This window comes from Flavilitoribacter nigricans DSM 23189 = NBRC 102662 (assembly GCF_002646595.1).
Classification (GTDB): Bacteria; Bacteroidota; Bacteroidia; order Chitinophagales; family Saprospiraceae; genus Flavilitoribacter; species Flavilitoribacter nigricans.
On the sequence record NZ_PDUD01000028.1, the window covers coordinates 74,911 to 91,922 of the forward strand.

Below are 17,012 nucleotides of genomic sequence, written 5' to 3' on the forward strand. Positions count from 1 at the left end.
CCGGAACGAATAAATAGACGTTGATTTATTCAGACCTTGGGACCTTTGGCCGGCGAGACAGGAGGTTCTGAAGGGTTCTCCGGGCGTCTCGCCTTAGCCGGTCTTACGATCTGTTGATCAATCAGTCGGAAGCAGGATATCTACCGGCGATCCGGTACGAAGCTGAAGTATACCGGAAGTGATCAGGGTATCGCCTTCCGACAAGCCGGACAGCACCTGAATATTGGCTTCCTGACGGATGCCGGTTTCCACTTCTACCGGTTGGGCGGTACCGTTACGGGCTACAAAAACCTTTTTACCCCCCAGTTCGGGAATAACGGCTTCCGTAGGGATCATGATACTGGAAGAAAACTCTTTCAGATTGACGGTAACATTGGCAAATGCTCCGGGTAGGATAGACCCGTTGGGGTTGGGAGCACTGGCTTTCAGGCGAAACGTGCGGGTATCGGCGTCGATCACCGGTTCGGTAGCGATCACCCGGGCGGTGTAGGTTTCATTGCGGCCGTCCAGTTTGAAGGTGACTTCCGTCCCCGCTCCTACCATACGGCTGTATTTTTCCGGCACCGAGAACTCAATCTCGATCGGGTTGATATTGACCAGGTTTACAATGGCTGTTCCGGGAGACAGGTAACTTCCTTCACTCACCATACGCAGGCCGAGCACCCCACTGAAGGGGGCGCGAATAATGCGCTTATCCAACTGGGCATCGACCAGAGCGATCTCCGCTTTGACCTTTTCCACTTCGGCTTTGGCCACCTCGTATTCCTGCAGGCTCACCCCTTCTTTTTCGTAAAGGGCCTGTAAGCGCTCGGAGATCTTTTCGTTGAGGTTCTGCTGAACCACCAGACGCTGCCGCTGGGCCTGCAATTCGGTATCGTCCAGCTGGATCAGCGATGCGCCTTTACCGACGCGGCTGCCTTCCTTAAAAAGGATCTTCATGACCTTACCCGGCACTTCACTGCTTACCGTAACTTCCTCATCCGGCTGGGTGGAACCGTTGACCGAAATAAATTCTATTACCGAAGTGGGTTCGATCACCATTGCCCTTACGGGCAGGGCGTTAGAGGCCGAACTGTTGGCTACCGCAACGGGCTTGGCATCGGCAGTATCATCCGCCATCGACATTTTCTTTTCCGATTCGCTGAAATACCCCAGGCGGTATAATGCTATTACAGCAATTACCAGGAGGATCCCCAGGAAGGAGAGTATTCGAGTAGATCTTTTTTTCATAAAGCAGTACCGTAAAATAAATATATAAAAAAATGAAGCTAAGCGTACTTAGCAGTAAGAATCCATATGGCACCGCTCCAATACCTTCTAGTTTGCTAGTTCAATGTAAAAAACTTCGGACCCTAATAAGCGTCCCAGTAAAACATAACACGTGAAAAGTCCATTTGGCTTAAATCTTTTTCAGAAATAAAAAACTTAGCCGTTCCCATATCTCCCCACATGCTTTCCATTTCGGCGTCCGTATCCATCTGAAACAACAGCATGAGCTGCTCGTCTTCGCGTGGATCTTCCTGGGCGAAATGGGCGTATCCACCCATCTTGTGGCCTTCCGAGGAAGTTTGTTCTCCGTAGTAGTTATAGAGTGGCCACTGCAGATCGCCGAATTGTTCAAAGAAATCCTGACCCAAATGTCGGGTAAAAAATTGATCGGTCAAAGGAACCACTTCCTCCTCTTTGGTAAATTCCATTCCGCTGTGCAAATGCGTATACACCGGAAGGTCGTCATAGGCCCGCAAAAAGGAAAAGTCCGTTTGCAGGGCCGACCGATCCGTCACTACCTCCGGATAGTAAACTACCCGAAACCGATCCTGCCGGAATGGATCTTCCGTATTCATCCCGAATAAGGCATCGTCAAAGATGTAGAACTGCAGGATACCCTGACGGGGAAACGGCTCCAGTGGAGGCATTTCAGCCAGATTGACCTGCGCCAGAAAGAACAACTGCGTACCGTCCGGACTGGTCGGAAAATCCACCGTCTTCGGCAGATAGGGCGTTCCCCCAAAACAACTCTGCCAGGGAGCGGTCGGTGGTTCCAGCGTCGGAACGATCTCGATAAAATGCCTTTTGCTTTCCAGCAGTTTCTCCCGGAAAGGTGTTAAAGGCTCCGGTAATTCTTCCATCCATTCCATAGGCGTGAAGTTAAGCTTTTTGCAGCAAATGAAAAGTTTTAAACTTTTCTTAAAGACGCAGTAGTTTCTAACAGTAATGCGTAATTTCTTAGCATCTTGAAGAAGTTGATTCAGAATTATTTAGAAATACATGAGCAAGACTACTATCTACCCCCTGCTTTTTTTCCTGCTGCTGGCCGGTTTGCAGGTCAACGCCCAACGCAGAAACGGCAATCCTCCCGAAGATGCAAAGGCCAGCCAGATCTTTGAAATCCTGCCCGTAGCCGGTAAAGGTTACGTTACGATTTTTACCGACCGGGGCGAAACGCCCAGTAAAGTGCGGATGATCTTTACCGGAGCATCCGAAACCGTCGAGGCGGAAAATGAGTTATCCCTCGTCCGGCGCGGTTTATCCGGCATGGTGGAAAGCGCCTTTATCTGGGAAGGGCAACTGACCCTGATCACCTCCCTATTCTATCCGGGGCCGCAACGTGACCTGCTTTTTATCCGCCGTTTCAGCCTGCCCGATCTGGAAGAAGTGGCGTCCGAAAAAATTGCGGAAGCCTACGTTCCCGGTCGCCTGCGTATCCCTTTCGGTTACGCACTGTCTCCGGACAGTACGCAGATCATGTTCTACAGCTGGAGCTACGCCGTACCGGAAGACCCGGTGAAAATGGAGATCCATGTGCTGGACCAACAACTGACCCGCCAGTGGACGAAGCGTTTCCTGCTGCCCAATAAAAACGAGAATTTTTACATCTACGCCTGTAAGGTGGACAATGACGGCAACGCTTATCTCCTCTGCGAAGATTATAAAGGAAAGATCGGGGCCCGCATCCGGGACGACAAGATCGAGCGTTTCGTACTCCGGCTGGATCAGAACACCAGTGAAGCCGTTTCCTTCGCCATTCAACTGCCGGATAAGGTGATCACCGATCTGCGCTTCACGATGGACAAGCAGGGCAACCTGTACGGCGCCGGACTTTACCGCGATGCCAAAAAAGTTTTTCAGGCCGGAGTATTCGCCTACCGGATCGACCAGAAAACCCAGGGATTCCGAAAAAAAGAGATCCCGATCAGCAAGGAGGATTACCAGGCGGCCCATCCGTATGCCGATGCGGACGGCAAACATGTTTCGGGCACCCGCCAGTTTCGCGATTTTTTTATCGACCGACTGGATTGGGATGAGCAAGAAGGCCTGACCATGATTGGCGAACAGCGCATCTACGATGACGATAAAGATACTTACCGGGACATCCTTGTCATTCAGCTGGATACCACCCTGCGCAAATCATGGATGACCCGCATACCCAAAGATCAGTCCACCCTCTGGGGCCAGCCGACCTTTGCCTCCTATACCTATTTAAGCCGCGGCGATCAGAAATATATACTTTTCAACGACGAGGCAGAAAACATGCCGGGAGAAACGGACTTGCCCTCCCGGATCAGATCTTTCGATCTCCAGTATTCAACGCCCACTCCTATCCTGCATATGGTGAAGATCGGTGAAAACGGCGTATTGCAGCATCAGAATCTCAGTACAGTTATCCGGGCCGGATCGAAAACGGGACTGGTACCGGCCATGACCCGCAGTGATCAGGAGAATACGTTTCTGCTGTATATGGTGAATTTGAATAATCCAGAAGCGGAAGGTGAGGTCTTCCCGATATCCTGGATGCGGAAATAGCGGAAGGCTCATCGTATTTTCATCCTTCGACCGGGTGGTCTGGTGCCGGGCAAGATGCCAATTCGATGACCAAATCCATTGGCGAAAGGGATTGAGGAGAAGCACCTCGCAATATTTTTCTATTTTGGGGCGAATTGAAAATTGTACCGCAAATGAAGGTTGGTTTATTTGTTCCCTGCTACGTCGATCAGTTTTATCCACAGGCCGCAATTGCCACGCTGGAACTATTGGAAAAACTGGGAGTAGACGTGGAGTATCCCAAACAACAGACCTGTTGCGGCCAGCCGATGGCCAATTCCGGTTACGAGAATGCCGGCTGGGATGTAGCGCGTCGCTTCGTGCAGAATTTCAAATCCTTCGACTACATTGTAACCCCTTCGGGAAGCTGTGCCCTGCACGTCAAGGAGAATTACGATATCCTCGGTGTGAATGACGAAGTGGACCGGGTCCGGAAACGTACCTACGAATTGTGTGAATTTCTGACCGACGTACTGAAAGTGGAAAAACTGGATGCCAGCTTTCCGCATAAAGTAGGCCTGCATAAGAGCTGCCACGGCTTGCGGGGTCTCCGGATGGCGAAAACGTCCGAACTGATGGTCGATGATTTTTCCAAGCTGCAGTATTTGCTGGGCCTCGTTCAGGATATCGAACTCGTGGAACTGGCCCGGACGGATGAGTGCTGCGGTTTCGGCGGCACCTTTGCCGTCAGTGAGGTAGCCGTTTCCGTTAAAATGGGTAAAGACCGGATCAAAGATCACGAAAGCCACGGCGCGGAATACATTACCTCCGCCGATATGTCCTGCCTGATGCACATGGAAGGTCTGATTCGGCGGGAGAAGCGCCCCTTACAGGTGGTGCACATCGCCGAGATCCTAAACGGTAAGCGATGAACCGACCGCCCCGCCTAGAGCCGGGTAAAATGAGCCACCATCTTTTTTAGCTGCTGCTCCGAGCCCAATACGATCAATGTATCATCCACTCCGATGAAAATATCCGAACTGGGGCTGGGTATCAATCCTTTAATATTATCCTTCACACCGATCACGGTGCAGCCGGTTACTTCCGGTATGTTCAGTTGCCGGAGGGTCTTATCCCGAAACTGCGATTTCAGGTTTTCGAAATGGATCGCTTCCAGGCGGTAATCACTGCCGCCCCGTCCGGTGAGCAGATCGAGAAATTCGATCACTACCGGTTTGGTGACCATCTGGGCCATGAACATACCGCCCAGATTATCCGGCATGATCACCTGGTTTGAACCCGCCCGGTAAAGTTTTTCCTCCGTTTGTTTCTCCGATGCCCGGAAGATAATGTAGATATCCGGCTTCAGCACCCGGGCGGTGAGCGTAATGAAGACATTTGCCGCGTCGGAGGGTGTGGTAATGATAATAACGCTGGCCCTCTCGATACCCGCCAGTTTCAGATTGCTGTCGGCTGTAGCGTCCGCGATCAGGAACTGGAATCCACTGGTGGAGGGTACGCTCTGGCGGATCTCCGGATCCTTTTCGATCACCACAAATTCCTTTCCGCTTTTTAATAATTCTTCGCAGGCCTGACTGCCGTTGCGACCGTAGCCGCAAACGATAACGTGGTCTTTTAATTTGTTGAGTTCCCGGTCCACCATAAAGTCTTTAAAGATTGAACGAAGTTCTCCCTCGAATAAGTAGGCACTGATCACCGATACGACGTAGGCAAAAATGCCCAGATTCATCAGGATGTACACCGAAGTGAACAGGCGGCCGTTGGGCGACAACTCGTGCACTTCGGTAAATCCGACCGTGGAGATGGTGATCACGGCCATATAAAAAGCGTTCATGAGATCGTAATCCTCGACCTGCATAAAGCCGAAAACACCGATCAGAAGACTGATCTGCAACAGGAAAATTGCCGTGATCAGCTTGCGTAATTGCCCCTTCATACGCTTTTAGGCTAAGATACAAGCTACCGCCCTGGATTGAAAATAAAAAGCGGTGAACTACCAACAAAGTAGTTCACCGCTTCCGATCTGCGCTCGCCGGTGGTTTTACGGCACCTGCAGGCGCTGGTACAGCGATTTTAACTGCGGATCGTTCTCGTTCGAGAAGATCTTCTGAAATTGAGCGTCCAGGGCACTGATCTGCGCCTCGATGGCGGCTTTTTCATCCGCATCGGCAACGCCTATTTGCTCCCGGTAGTACTGCTTCATTTGTACGATGGCCCGGGTGGCACCAAACCGCTTGAATTGCGACTGGTTGGCATCCATGGCGATCACCTCCAGTCGGCCCGCTACCACTTTTGCGGTTTCCAGCCCTACGTTTACGGCCAGCGCCTGGTAGCTGTCCATGAAATTGATCACACTGAAACCATCCAGTTTTTCGATATTCTTTTCGAAGAAGGCCAGATTTTCCGCCTTCCCGCCGGCGATGTAGATATCACCCACCATTTCAACGATCTCCGGAATACTGACGTCTTCCAGTTTCTGAGCGTACTGGAGGGCCAGTTCGGGCTGCAGTTCATTGATCATTGCCAGAGCGGAAGCCACTACGGAGTAGGACTGATCTTTTTCAATGGCCGTCTTGGCTATTTCCAGCGATTCCTCATCGCCCATTTCCGCCAGCATGGCGAAGGCCGTAGCCCGCACGTCCGAACGCTCGTCATTTTTGGCCAGCTCCCGGATGATGGGGATGGTATTTTCATCCGGCTGCAGGTTTTGCAGCGCCATCGCCCGGATCACCCAAAAATCATCTTTCAGTGCTTCGTTCAGCATCGTTTTTACTTCGGGCATATTCTCACCGCTCAGCTTTTGCATGGCTTCGAAGCGATCCACAAAACGCGGTGCGTGCTTGAACTGGAACATCAGTTCCTCATCCGATTTGTTATCCTGGCGAATGGCCAGCAGAGAACGGGAAGGATCAAAATTGATCAGTGCAGGACGCTCCGTGGCGGGGAAGGTGAAGGTTTGCTCGCGTTCGGTCACGTGTACGGGATAACGCGTGCTGGTGCCGTCGGCCTTATATACATCCACGAAGGTGCGCAATTCAAAAATGGCCGGCATATTTTCCGGGCTTTGCGTTTGTTCTACCGTGAGACTGGCCTCACCGGCCGCTTCGTCGTAATCGTAGTTGAGGGTCATTACCGGGTGTCCCTGGTTGAAGTACCACTGGTTGAAGAACCAGTTGAGGTCCTGCCCCGTCACATCTTCAAATGCAAGTCTCAGTTCGTGCGCTTCCACATCGGAATAGGCATTTTCCGTCAGGTATTTTTTCAGAGCGGCGAAGAAAGCATCGTCGCCTACCATGTTGCGCAGCATATGCAGTACCGATCCGCCCTTGTTGTAACTGTGGGCGTCGAACATATCTTCTTTATCATCGTACCCAAAATAGATCAGCGGGTGCACCCCACCCTGCGCCGAACCGAAGTAGCCGGACCATTCCTGTGCCAGGTGGTAGTCCGCGGCATCGCGTCCGTATTTGTGTTCCATCCACAGGTATTCGCTGTAGTTGGCAAAACCTTCGTTCATCGTCAGGTTAGCCCAGCTTTCGGTAGTCACGTAGTCACCGAACCATTGGTGGAACAATTCGTGGGCTACTACTTTTTCGTTCTGATGCTCGTCGATCAGCTCGCGGGCACTGCGCTGCATAAACTCTCCGAAGATCGACGCCGTGGTATTTTCCATTGCACCGGATACATAATCCCGCACCACGATCTGAGCGTATTTCTGCCAGGGAAACTCCACCCCCAGTTTGTCGGAGAACAGGCTCAGCATTTCGGGCGTGTAGGGGAAGATCGCTTTGGCATCTTCCTCAAATTCGGGTTCTACGTAATATTCCACCGGAATATCGTTCCAGCTTTCGGTCACTTTGGCGAATTCACCCACGGCCAGCATAAACAGGTAGGGCGCGTGGGGTTGATCCATTTTCCAGTAATCGGTCCGGGTACCGTCGCTGTTCTTGGTGGACGATTCCAACAGCCCGTTGGAGAGGGTCACAAAGCGGTCATCGACCGTTACGTAAATTTCCTGGGTAGTCCGTTCGTTCGGTTTGTCGATGGTCGGGAACCAGCGGGAGTTATTTTCGGTCTCACCCTGGGTCCAGATCTGCATGGGTTTGTCTCCTTCTTCACCGCGGGGATTGATGAAGAAAAGGCCTTTGTCCGAAGTGATCGCGGCACTACCGCCGTCAGCGCGGGGCGTGGCCGTATAATCGATTACCAGGGTATACTCATCGTTGCGGGTCAGGGTTTTGCCCAGATCGATCGTGACCTGCTGACCGTCGTATTCGTATTTGAGAGGTTCGCTCTGTCCGGCGTAAGTGATGCTGTTGAACTCGAAATTCTTCGCATCCAGCACTAATTTATCGGTGGCATAGAAGTAAGGTTTCAGTTTCAGGGTAGCTTTGCCCATTACCTGTTCTTCCTCCCAGTTGAAGCCTACCTCCAGTTTGGTATGCAGGAGATCATGGCTGCGCTCGTGACTGGGATTGTACTCGGGAAGCTCGTAGGTTTCTTCGGTCGGTTCTTCAATGGCCCGGGGTGCGGAAACCGTCATGGTGTCCAGTTCGCGGTATTCGGTAACCTCTGAATATTCCTCCGGTTGGTCCTGCGGTTCCTGTTGGGCCACCTTCTGGGTACCGCAACCGGCCAGCAGGAGAGCTACCGATAAAAAGAAAAAATAAAATCTCATTTGATGTTTTTTAGTGTTAAGTCGTCAGCCCCGCCGGGCCACGAACTTACCTTCCATTAATATGATAGAATAACGGTGAGTGAAATGTGAAAATATCTCAACTACAAAAAAACAGTTATTTCTCAAGAATAATAGTAAAATTCGGCCACGACCGATTCTATGGAGAGAAACACGGAATTTTTGTAGATGTTGGATAACGGGATCGTAGATGTGTCGGTATTTATAAGCTAGATGTCCGGACGGGTGATAGTGGCGGTTAAAAGAACGTTAAACCGCCGATTCAGGCTATTTTCAGTCCGGAACCGATCGACCTTCTCCGTACCTATATACTAATATGGATACAGCAGTTTAGTGCCCAAGCGTTTCGGCACCGACACTTTGCAGGAATGATTCGAGGTGCTGATTGAAGATCTCGGGATGCTCCATCATGGGGGCATGGCCGCACTCAGGCAGGAGGATGAGTTCCGAATTTTCGATCAGTTCATTGAATTTTTCGCCGACAAAAGCGGGGGTCACCTGATCCTCTTTCCCCCATACCAGAAGAGTGGGGACGGTAATGCGGTGCAGTTTATCACCCAGGTTGTGCCGTACGGCTGACTTTGCGGTGGCAATGATCCGGATCGCTTTATTCCGGTCATTTACGATATCAAAAACCTCATCTACCAGTTCTTTGCTGGCAATTTTCGGATCGTAAAACGTACCCTGGACCTTCTTTTTCATGAACTCGTAATCTCCCCGCTTCGGGAAACTGGTCCCCATGGCACTTTCGAACAGCCCGGAGCTTCCGGTCAGAATGATCGTTTTTACCTTGTGCGGATGGTTCAGGACATACAGCAGAGAAATGTGTCCGCCCAGCGAGTTACCCAAAATATTGATCTTATCGTAACCTTTGTATTCGATAAAATCAGCCACGTAGTCCACCAGTCCCGTTACCGACACCTTACGCAGCGGCAATTCAAAGATGGGGAGAATGGGCACAACCACATTGTAGGAATTACCAAAGTGATCAAGGATCCCTTCAAAATTACTCAATGCACCAAAAAGCCCATGAAGCAAGAGCAGAGTTTCCTCACCGCCTTGGGTTTCAATGTATTTGAATTGCTTCTCCTGAATGATCTCGTAATTCATGGATTCGTTACAATTGTTTGGAAAGGGCGAAAATTGCGTTTCCCAGTCTGCAAAAATAGTTTTTTTATCGCATATCGGCGCAATTCCTTCTTCCGGGCTCAAAAGTGCAGGCTATTTTTATTCCTTTATCTACAAAGGCCGGCCAAATTATTATTGTTGTCCGGATAGCTGTAAGTGGCAGCAGCTAAAGCGAGCGTCTTGCAGATGCATTCCTGTCCCATATCCATATCTCACTTACAATTTCGTCCGATTCCGGCTCCGGCCGTGATGCCCGGATCTCCCAAAAAGCGACTCATCTGAGGTGCGTGATCCGGTGTAATCCGAAAGGGAAAAAACAAGGCCGATCCACCTTGGGGAAAACGCCTTCCAATCCCGCTACCCAACAGGAAATTCCAGTGTTGCAGGAAAAATTTTAAATTGTAGTGAACACAGCCCGAAAAATTGAAGTTTTGAGTTTGGAAACATAAGATAAAAGATACCATTTCAGTACTCGCTTGATTATGTTTTCTTGCAAATTCGATAAGAAAAGGTCTAACTTCCAAGCATTCTGCATTATAAAAAGGTCATGATCTTTGTTTTATTGAAAAAATATCTATTGCTTTGCATTGTTAATTCTCATTATTGGCGTTTTTTGTCTTTTATTAGTCGTAAACACGTTTCAATAACCAAAATAACACCTTCATTTTCTAATTAAACTTTAACGAACATGCGTCTGATAGTACGATTGTTAATCATTTGTCTCGCAGTTGGTAGTCTCCAATCTTGCGTGTCTAAAAAGAAATACGATGAACTCTCGGCTGCAAAAGCTGCAACTGACCAAGCTTTGGCTGAGACTCAAGCAAATGTGCAAACACTAGAGGAAGAAAAAGATGCTCTGGCCGCTGAAATGGAAGCTGAAAAAACTCGTATGAACGAGGAGATCAGTGGAATTAAAAGCGACCTGGACGCCACCAAGAGCAACCTGGCTCAGGTTCAGGAGAAACTGAACATGACTGAAGCCGAACTGAATGAATTCAAGGAAGAGATCAACGGTATTTTCAATACTTACAAAGAGAGCGGACTTTCTCTGGAAGAAAGAGATGGTCGTCTTTACGTAACCACTTCTGAGCCTTTCAACTATTCTTCTGGCTCTTCTTACCTGTCAAAAGCTGAGCGCGATGCAATCGACTCTATGGCTGAAACCCTGAAAGCAACTCCTAACGCCAAGGTACTGATCGAAGGGCACGCCGATAGCCAAAAATTCGCTGCTGATGCCGGTACGGACAACTGGGACCTGGGTTACGCTCGTGCAAAAGCTGTAGCTAACCGCCTGATCCGCGGTGGTGTTGCTGCTGCCCAGATCGCTCTGGCTAGCCGCGGTGACAGCATGCCTGCTGCTGACAACGGAACTTCTGAAGGACGGGCAACTAACCGTCGCGCTGTTATCCTGCCTAATCCGGATCTGGGTAACATCATCAAGCAGAACTAGAAAAGTTAAGGTTTGCTTTCGGCAAACCGGATTTACTGATACTAATAAAGAACGAGCCGTTCAGCCTACGCTGAACGGCTTTTCTTTTTTGGTCCATGTGGTAAGCCGGATAAACCTTCCCACGCTGTTGAAGCGCTTACCGCAAGCCCGACCGAAGGTATTCGCAGCTCCGGTAAAGCATTTGGTGCGATTGTATAGGATCGATAATCGTGCAAATGGCGTTGATAGCCGTTCCGGGAAATGGTCTTAGCATAGACTGGATAATGTCAATAATGTCAATGCTATAGGCGATGGTTAACAATCAAGGGCTAAAAATCCCGGAGGGACGAGATATCGGTAGCCCGTTCAATAATTGGGTAGGTTTGGCGTGCCGGAGGTATGCCATGTAAAAACATATTGCACATCTACGGTACGCTAAGCCGGTAAATGGGCATTTGCACCTTAAGGGAATTCCTCTAAATACAACGCCTGATTCGCACGAGTTGTCGGTTAGAGCAATGATCGTCAACGGATCTAATTCGCGGCGGGGAGAACGAAAACAGATTACAACAGGGTCAGTGATCAGCCCCTGCTTTTATTCCAGTACCGTGATCTCCCGGGTATAACTCAATCCGGTAAAGATGCCCACGGAACGGGCCGTACCTTCCAGCTTCGAATTGATCGGACTGGGCTGACCGAATGGATTCCCGTTGGACAGCACCGCATTATCCACACTTTCCAGAAAATCGAAATAGGTCCGGTCGATATGGAATAAGGTATTGAACACCGTATCCCCTACCGCAAATTCGTAGCCGGTACCGAAAACGATCACATCTTCCACGACCCGATCATCAAGCGTAAAATCCTGCATCGCCAGGCTGTCGAGGCTGTTGTGGTGGAGCATGCGCCGGTAGTAATTGGTCTGATCCGGTATATCGGTGAAATAGGTGAGTACACGAGCCAGCGTATCGTTTTCCTCAAACTCCACGACCACACTGTCGATCGGTACTACGGGCAGCAGACGGGTTGTACCCGTGATGGTGGAACCGTCCTGTAACTCGATTGCCAGTTCGAAGTCTTCGGTGTAATCCTGGGGCACCAGGTTTTCGTTGTAGTAGTTGTAGAGTTTCTGCGCTTGCTGATCAATGACCAGCTGGTTATTCAGGTCGTAGCGCACGCCGGCGTGGTTGATGCTGACCTTCGCTCCGTTGACCAGCAGATTCTGCAGCAGGTCCGACGTGGCCGTATCAAAAGGAGAAAAGTAGGAGGTCGAACGGGTCAGCAGCAGCTGAAACGGTCGGCCGGGTTCCAGATAACATTCTACCACTGTTTTGGAATCATAGTCCGGGAGATCGATCTCGATCTCCTTTTCCAGGTTGCAGGACCAGCAAAGAGCCCCCAGTAATAAAGTAGTGATGGATATTGAAAGCCACTTCATGTTCGTATTAAAATTTAAAATTCCAGGTGATAGAAGGTAAGATCGGGAACAACGAGACCTGCTTTGCCGCAATCCGTTCCGGGAAAGAAACGGCAGTGCCGCCATCGCTTATTTCAGCAAATTCCGGTTCCAGATAAATAAAGAAGGTATTCCGCCGGTCGTAGGCATTGATCACACTTAGGGTCAGATCACTTTCTCCCCAACGCGGGAAGAAGCGCCAGACAGCTCCCAGGTCCAGCCGATGGTACGGCGGCAGGCGATAGTTATTCCGCTCCTCGTAGTCCGGCACCACGGGTTCAAAATCACTGCCCTGCACATCGCCGAAAGAGAAGCGGCCCGTTGGCAGCCAGCGAAGATCACCCGAACCGTAGACAAATGTTGCCGTAAAGCTGAACCTGCGGCTCAGTTCATACATCGCCACGACCGACAGGTCGTGCCGGCGATCGAAAACCGGGGAGAAGTACCCCTGCTGGGCGAAGCGCTTGCTGTCATCCAACAGATTGAATTCTCCTCTTTCCACAAAAGCCAGCGTATAGCCGATCCAGCCGGTCAGTTTGCCCTCCTTCTTTTCGATGCTCAGTTCCACACCGTAACCTCGCCCTTTTCCGATAGCAAATTCCTGTTCCAGATCATCATTGGCAAACAACTGAGCGCCGTCCACGAATTCCAGCACGTTTTGCTGGTCTTTGTAATATCCCTCCACAGTCAGGAAATAACGAGTCCCCAACAGATAGGAAAACCCGGCAGCCACCTGATCCGAACGCTGCGGCCGGACCCTTTGGGTGGACGGATACCAGATATCCGTCGGCAGGGTGATGCCCGAGCTCGCTACCAGGTGGAGGTACTGGTACATGCGCGCGTAGCTGGCTTTGAGGGAAAGGCGTTCATTAAGAATATAGCGGGAAGCGAAGCGAGGTTCGAGGCCGGCGTAGGTCTGCCCCTCATTATTAAAGGCACTGAAACGAAGCCCGTAATTAATTTTCAGCCGATCATTTACCGACCAGTCATCGGAAAAATACGCGCCGCCTTCCAGAGCCGCAAATTCCTGTCCGGCGGAGAAATTGATCAAACCGTCGTCCGTGCCGGCCTGCAGGCGGCCTACCGAAAACTGGTGTCTCGTCACACTGGCGCCGAAACGGAAAGTATGGGCGTTGTTGAGTGCGAGATAAAAATCGGATTTAAAATTGGCGTCCCGGATGTCGGAGCCCACCTCAAAATTGAAACCCGTCAGGCGGTTCTTTATATTGTACTGATAGTCGGAATAGGTAAAGGTCGTATTGGCAAATAATTTGGGGTTAAAAACGTGATTCCAGCGGGCGGTACCCGTGGCATTGCCCCAGTCAAAATCAAAATCGAAGAAATCACCGTCGAAACCGAAAACATCCCGCCCAAAGTAGCCGCTAAGGAACAGGCGGTCTTTTTCTCCAAACTGGAAATTGATCTTGGTATTCAGATCGTAGAAATAGTAGTTGGGAATGGGATCGTAATCTTCGTTATCCGCATTGGACTGGTTGATCCCGCGGGTCAGCAGGTCTACGTAGGTGCGGCGTCCGGAAACAATGAAGGATGATTTTTCTTTTTCGATCGGTCCCTCCAGCGTAAGCCGGGACGCGATCAGACCGATCCCTCCGGAGCCGGCCAGTTTCTTGTTGTTACCCTCCTTCAGCTTTACATCGATCACCGATGAAAGCCGGCCGCCGTACTGTGCGGGAAAGCCGCCTTTGTAGATCTTGAGGTCTTTGACCGCATCGGTATTGAAGGTGCTGAAAAAGCCAAACAGGTGATTGGCATTGTATACGACTGCTTCGTCGAGCACGATCAGGTTCTGATCCGAGCCGCCACCCCGTACGAAAAGCCCGGTTGTGCCCTCCGATCCGGATGGGATACCCGGTTTAAGTTGTATCGTTTTCAGAATATCGCTTTCTCCGAGCAGAACGGGGATCAGCCGGGCCTCCTTGGTCGTGATCACCTCTACACTCATTTCCGTAGAATTGAGTTGCTCTTCGAAGGAGTTCGCTTTCACCACCACTTCATCCAACTGGACCCCACTCCCCAGTTCTACATCGAGGGTGATATCCCGATCGAGCAGAATTTTACGGACCTGGGTCTGAAATCCTACATAACTATAGGTGATCTGCAGGGAATCTCCCCCTTCCAGCGTAAAGGAATAAAAGCCGTATTCATTGGTGATGGTGCCTATATCTGCCGCCGGCACGGCCACCGTGGCTCCGATCAGCGTTTCGCCGGATTCGGCGTCGCGAACGGATCCGCTCACGGTATACTTCTCCTGGGCGGTCAGAGATAAAGCGCATAAAAGCAGAAGTGAAAGCAATAAAGTATAGGTCTTCAGCATGGCAATTGGTCTATTGGGACGCTATGAGGAACAATTATTATATGACTAGGTTGTTGGAAAGAGGCGGAAATTTGGATGATGGTTGGCATTTACCCGGCCTTTTTCCAAAGTCCGCAAGTTCACGTAATTATTCCCGAATCGAATGCTTTTTCGATGATCGGTAAAAAATCTTCTGTGAGCTGCAAAATTTGCGGGATATCACGTAGTCCCGGCAAGGGGCCACCGTACCCAGCGCAATCCAATCCTAACCTGTACGTCATTCAAAAATTCCAAATAGCAGGTTGCCTGTACGTTTTGTACCTGTATCTGTATTGCTGTCAGGTTCATTAGGTGTTAATGAACCTTTTCGTAATCTGCCGAGAATTTTAGGGTATCTACTTCTTCGGAGGCAGGTCAAATGCTACCGCTTCGTGCTCAAAGTGGCCACGGTGCGAGCCATCGCAGAAGGGTTTGTTGTTGGATCGGCCGCAGCGGCAGATCGAAACCAGCGTCCGGCCGCCCAGATCGTATTGGTTACCGTCTTTGTCCACGATTTCGAAATCACCTTCCACGCGTAGAGAGCCGTTGGTGTTCACCGTTATTTTAGTACCTGCCATAATGTGTTCTTTAAATTTTGATTTGGAGCGAAGTTATCAAATCAGGTTGTGAATAATTCAAAAATTGCGAATTGGATTGAAAATATGGAGCAGGCCTAACGGATAGTCTCCGCTTTTGGCCCGTGGGAACGGCGAGCCTATCACCTTGGACCATCAGTTTGGCGACCGGCTGCGCTGTTTTCCACTCTCTTCTACCTTCCATTATTGCCTGCAATTTTTAAAAACCCCAAAATTGCGATGGCATTGCCTCCAGGCATGCTTTTACATGGCTGAATTATCGTAAGTCACCCGGTAAATGGCATCCGCAAAGTCATCGGAGATCAACAAGGATCCATCGGGCATCAGTTCTACATCCACCGGACGGCCCCAGACGTCGTCCGATTCCTGGTTCAGCCAACCTTCGATAAAAGGCTCGTAACTAACGACCTCATTGCCGTTCAGGGTCGCCATCATCAGTCGGTAACCACTTTTTTTACTGCGATTCCAGCTGCCGTGTTCCGCAATGATGATGTTGCCCCGGTACTCTGCGGGAAATTGATCAGCGGTATAAAATTCCAGTCCCAGCGGAGCTACGTGCGGACCCAGTTTATAGGCCGGCGGCGTAAACTCACTGCAATCCCGCTTTGCGCCGAATTCCGGATCGGGTACATCTCCCTGGTGGCAATAAGGAAAACCGAAATGCATGCCGTTTTCGGGGGCCCGGTTCAGTTCACAGTAGGGAACGTCGTCGCCCATACGATCCCGGCCGTTATCCGTAAACCAGAGCTCACCGGTTTCCGGGTGCCAGGTAAAACCAACGGTATTCCGGATGCCGTGCTGCACGATCTCAAAATTGGAACCGTCCGGATCCATGCGGGTGAGGGAAGCGAAGATCTCCTCCTCAGATTCACAGACGTTACAGGGAGCCCCTACCGGAACGTAGAGTTTACCGTCGGGACCAAAGGCGATGTATTTCCAGCCGTGTTGTTTCTCATCGGGGTACTGATCGTAGATCACCACCGGTTCCGGCGGATTATCCAGATGGGCTTCAATATCGTCGTAGCGTAGGATACGGCTGCGTTCGGCAACGTACAAACTACCGTTACGAAAGGCTACCCCATTGGGCATCGTCAGATCTTCGGCGAGGGTATAGACGGTGTCCGCACGAAAATCTCCGTTCTCATCGCGCAGCGCGTACAGTTTACCTTCGCCGCGGGTACCGACAAAGAGGGTACCGTTGGGCGATAGTTCCAGCGAACGGGCATTCTTCACTTCTTCGGCAAATACCTGCAGTTTGAAACCCGGCGGCAATTGCAGAGAATCGATCGGAAGGTCCGATTCGAATAAGGGTGGGATCGGTGGATTAATGTTTCCACAGGCAGCCGCCAGCAGTCCGACGGCTAAAAATAGGTATAGTCTGGTTTTCACAATGTGCTTTTGTTATGCATAACAATCCGTCCTGCTCTCAGTTCACTTCCATACCGGTCCTTCAGCCTTTTCAGCATCATATAGCTGATAACAACAATATTTCGGATACAGTACGGAACGGCAGCTCCGATCCCCCTACCCTCCAAAAGTCATAAAATGTAACAGAGAGAAAAAAATAAAAT

General features: G+C 50.4%; 12 protein-coding genes. 3 read left to right on the forward strand and 9 right to left on the reverse strand.

Annotated features, from left to right (window positions below; translation table 11 throughout):
* Positions 1-117: 117 nt before the first annotated feature.
* Both CRP01_RS23895 and CRP01_RS23900 read right to left on the reverse strand, forming a co-directional pair.
* The gene (locus tag CRP01_RS23895; protein ID WP_099152634.1) at positions 118-1,230 is read right to left on the reverse strand and encodes an efflux RND transporter periplasmic adaptor subunit; all 1,113 of its coding nucleotides are present in this window, start codon (positions 1,228-1,230) and stop codon (positions 118-120) included.
* Positions 1,231-1,352: 122 nt separating this feature from the next.
* Positions 1,353-2,138, reverse strand: coding sequence for a YwqG family protein (locus CRP01_RS23900; RefSeq protein ID WP_099152635.1), 786 nt, complete (start codon positions 2,136-2,138; stop codon positions 1,353-1,355).
* A 130-nt stretch (positions 2,139-2,268) separates the two neighbouring features.
* Between CRP01_RS23900 and CRP01_RS23905 the strand changes: the two genes are divergently transcribed.
* Together CRP01_RS23905 and CRP01_RS23910 are read left to right on the forward strand one after the other, a co-directional pair.
* Entirely contained in the window at positions 2,269-3,804 is a 1,536-nt protein-coding gene (locus CRP01_RS23905; protein WP_099152636.1) for a hypothetical protein, read from the forward strand.
* 152 nt (positions 3,805-3,956) lie between these two features.
* Complete coding sequence (locus tag CRP01_RS23910; RefSeq protein WP_099152637.1) at positions 3,957-4,694, forward strand: (Fe-S)-binding protein; 738 nt, start codon at positions 3,957-3,959, stop codon at positions 4,692-4,694.
* Positions 4,695-4,708: 14 nt separating this feature from the next.
* Here CRP01_RS23910 and CRP01_RS23915 read toward each other — a convergent pair whose 3' ends face one another.
* From CRP01_RS23915 to CRP01_RS23925, 3 genes are all read right to left on the reverse strand, one after another.
* On the reverse strand, positions 4,709-5,719 hold the full coding sequence (locus tag CRP01_RS23915) for a potassium channel family protein (protein WP_099152638.1): 1,011 nt from the start codon (positions 5,717-5,719) through the stop codon (positions 4,709-4,711).
* A gap of 105 nt (positions 5,720-5,824) precedes the next feature.
* Positions 5,825-8,461, reverse strand: a complete 2,637-nt coding sequence (locus CRP01_RS23920; RefSeq protein WP_099152639.1) for a M1 family aminopeptidase — start codon at positions 8,459-8,461, stop codon at positions 5,825-5,827.
* Positions 8,462-8,809: 348 nt separating this feature from the next.
* Positions 8,810-9,589, reverse strand: coding sequence for an alpha/beta fold hydrolase (locus tag CRP01_RS23925; RefSeq protein WP_099152740.1), 780 nt, complete (start codon positions 9,587-9,589; stop codon positions 8,810-8,812).
* Positions 9,590-10,355: 766 nt separating this feature from the next.
* Here CRP01_RS23925 and CRP01_RS23935 point away from each other — a divergent pair.
* A complete protein-coding gene (locus CRP01_RS23935; RefSeq protein WP_233752740.1) occupies positions 10,356-11,057 on the forward strand; it encodes an OmpA family protein in 702 nt (233 codons plus the stop codon).
* A 574-nt stretch (positions 11,058-11,631) separates the two neighbouring features.
* Here the strand turns inward: CRP01_RS23935 and CRP01_RS23940 are convergent.
* The 4 genes from CRP01_RS23940 to CRP01_RS23960 form a co-directional block, all read right to left on the reverse strand.
* On the reverse strand, positions 11,632-12,474 hold the full coding sequence (locus CRP01_RS23940; RefSeq protein WP_170110514.1) for a DUF4249 domain-containing protein: 843 nt from the start codon (positions 12,472-12,474) through the stop codon (positions 11,632-11,634).
* A gap of 7 nt (positions 12,475-12,481) precedes the next feature.
* Positions 12,482-14,827, reverse strand: a complete 2,346-nt coding sequence (locus CRP01_RS23945) for a TonB-dependent receptor (protein WP_099152643.1) — start codon at positions 14,825-14,827, stop codon at positions 12,482-12,484.
* Positions 14,828-15,201: 374 nt separating this feature from the next.
* The gene (locus CRP01_RS23950; RefSeq protein WP_099152644.1) at positions 15,202-15,423 is read right to left on the reverse strand and encodes a CDGSH iron-sulfur domain-containing protein; all 222 of its coding nucleotides are present in this window, start codon (positions 15,421-15,423) and stop codon (positions 15,202-15,204) included.
* A 261-nt stretch (positions 15,424-15,684) separates the two neighbouring features.
* Positions 15,685-16,833: a PQQ-dependent sugar dehydrogenase gene (locus tag CRP01_RS23960; RefSeq protein ID WP_099152646.1), complete on the reverse strand. Its 1,149-nt coding sequence runs from the start codon at positions 16,831-16,833 to the stop codon at positions 15,685-15,687.
* Between the last annotated feature and the right edge of the window lie 179 nt (positions 16,834-17,012).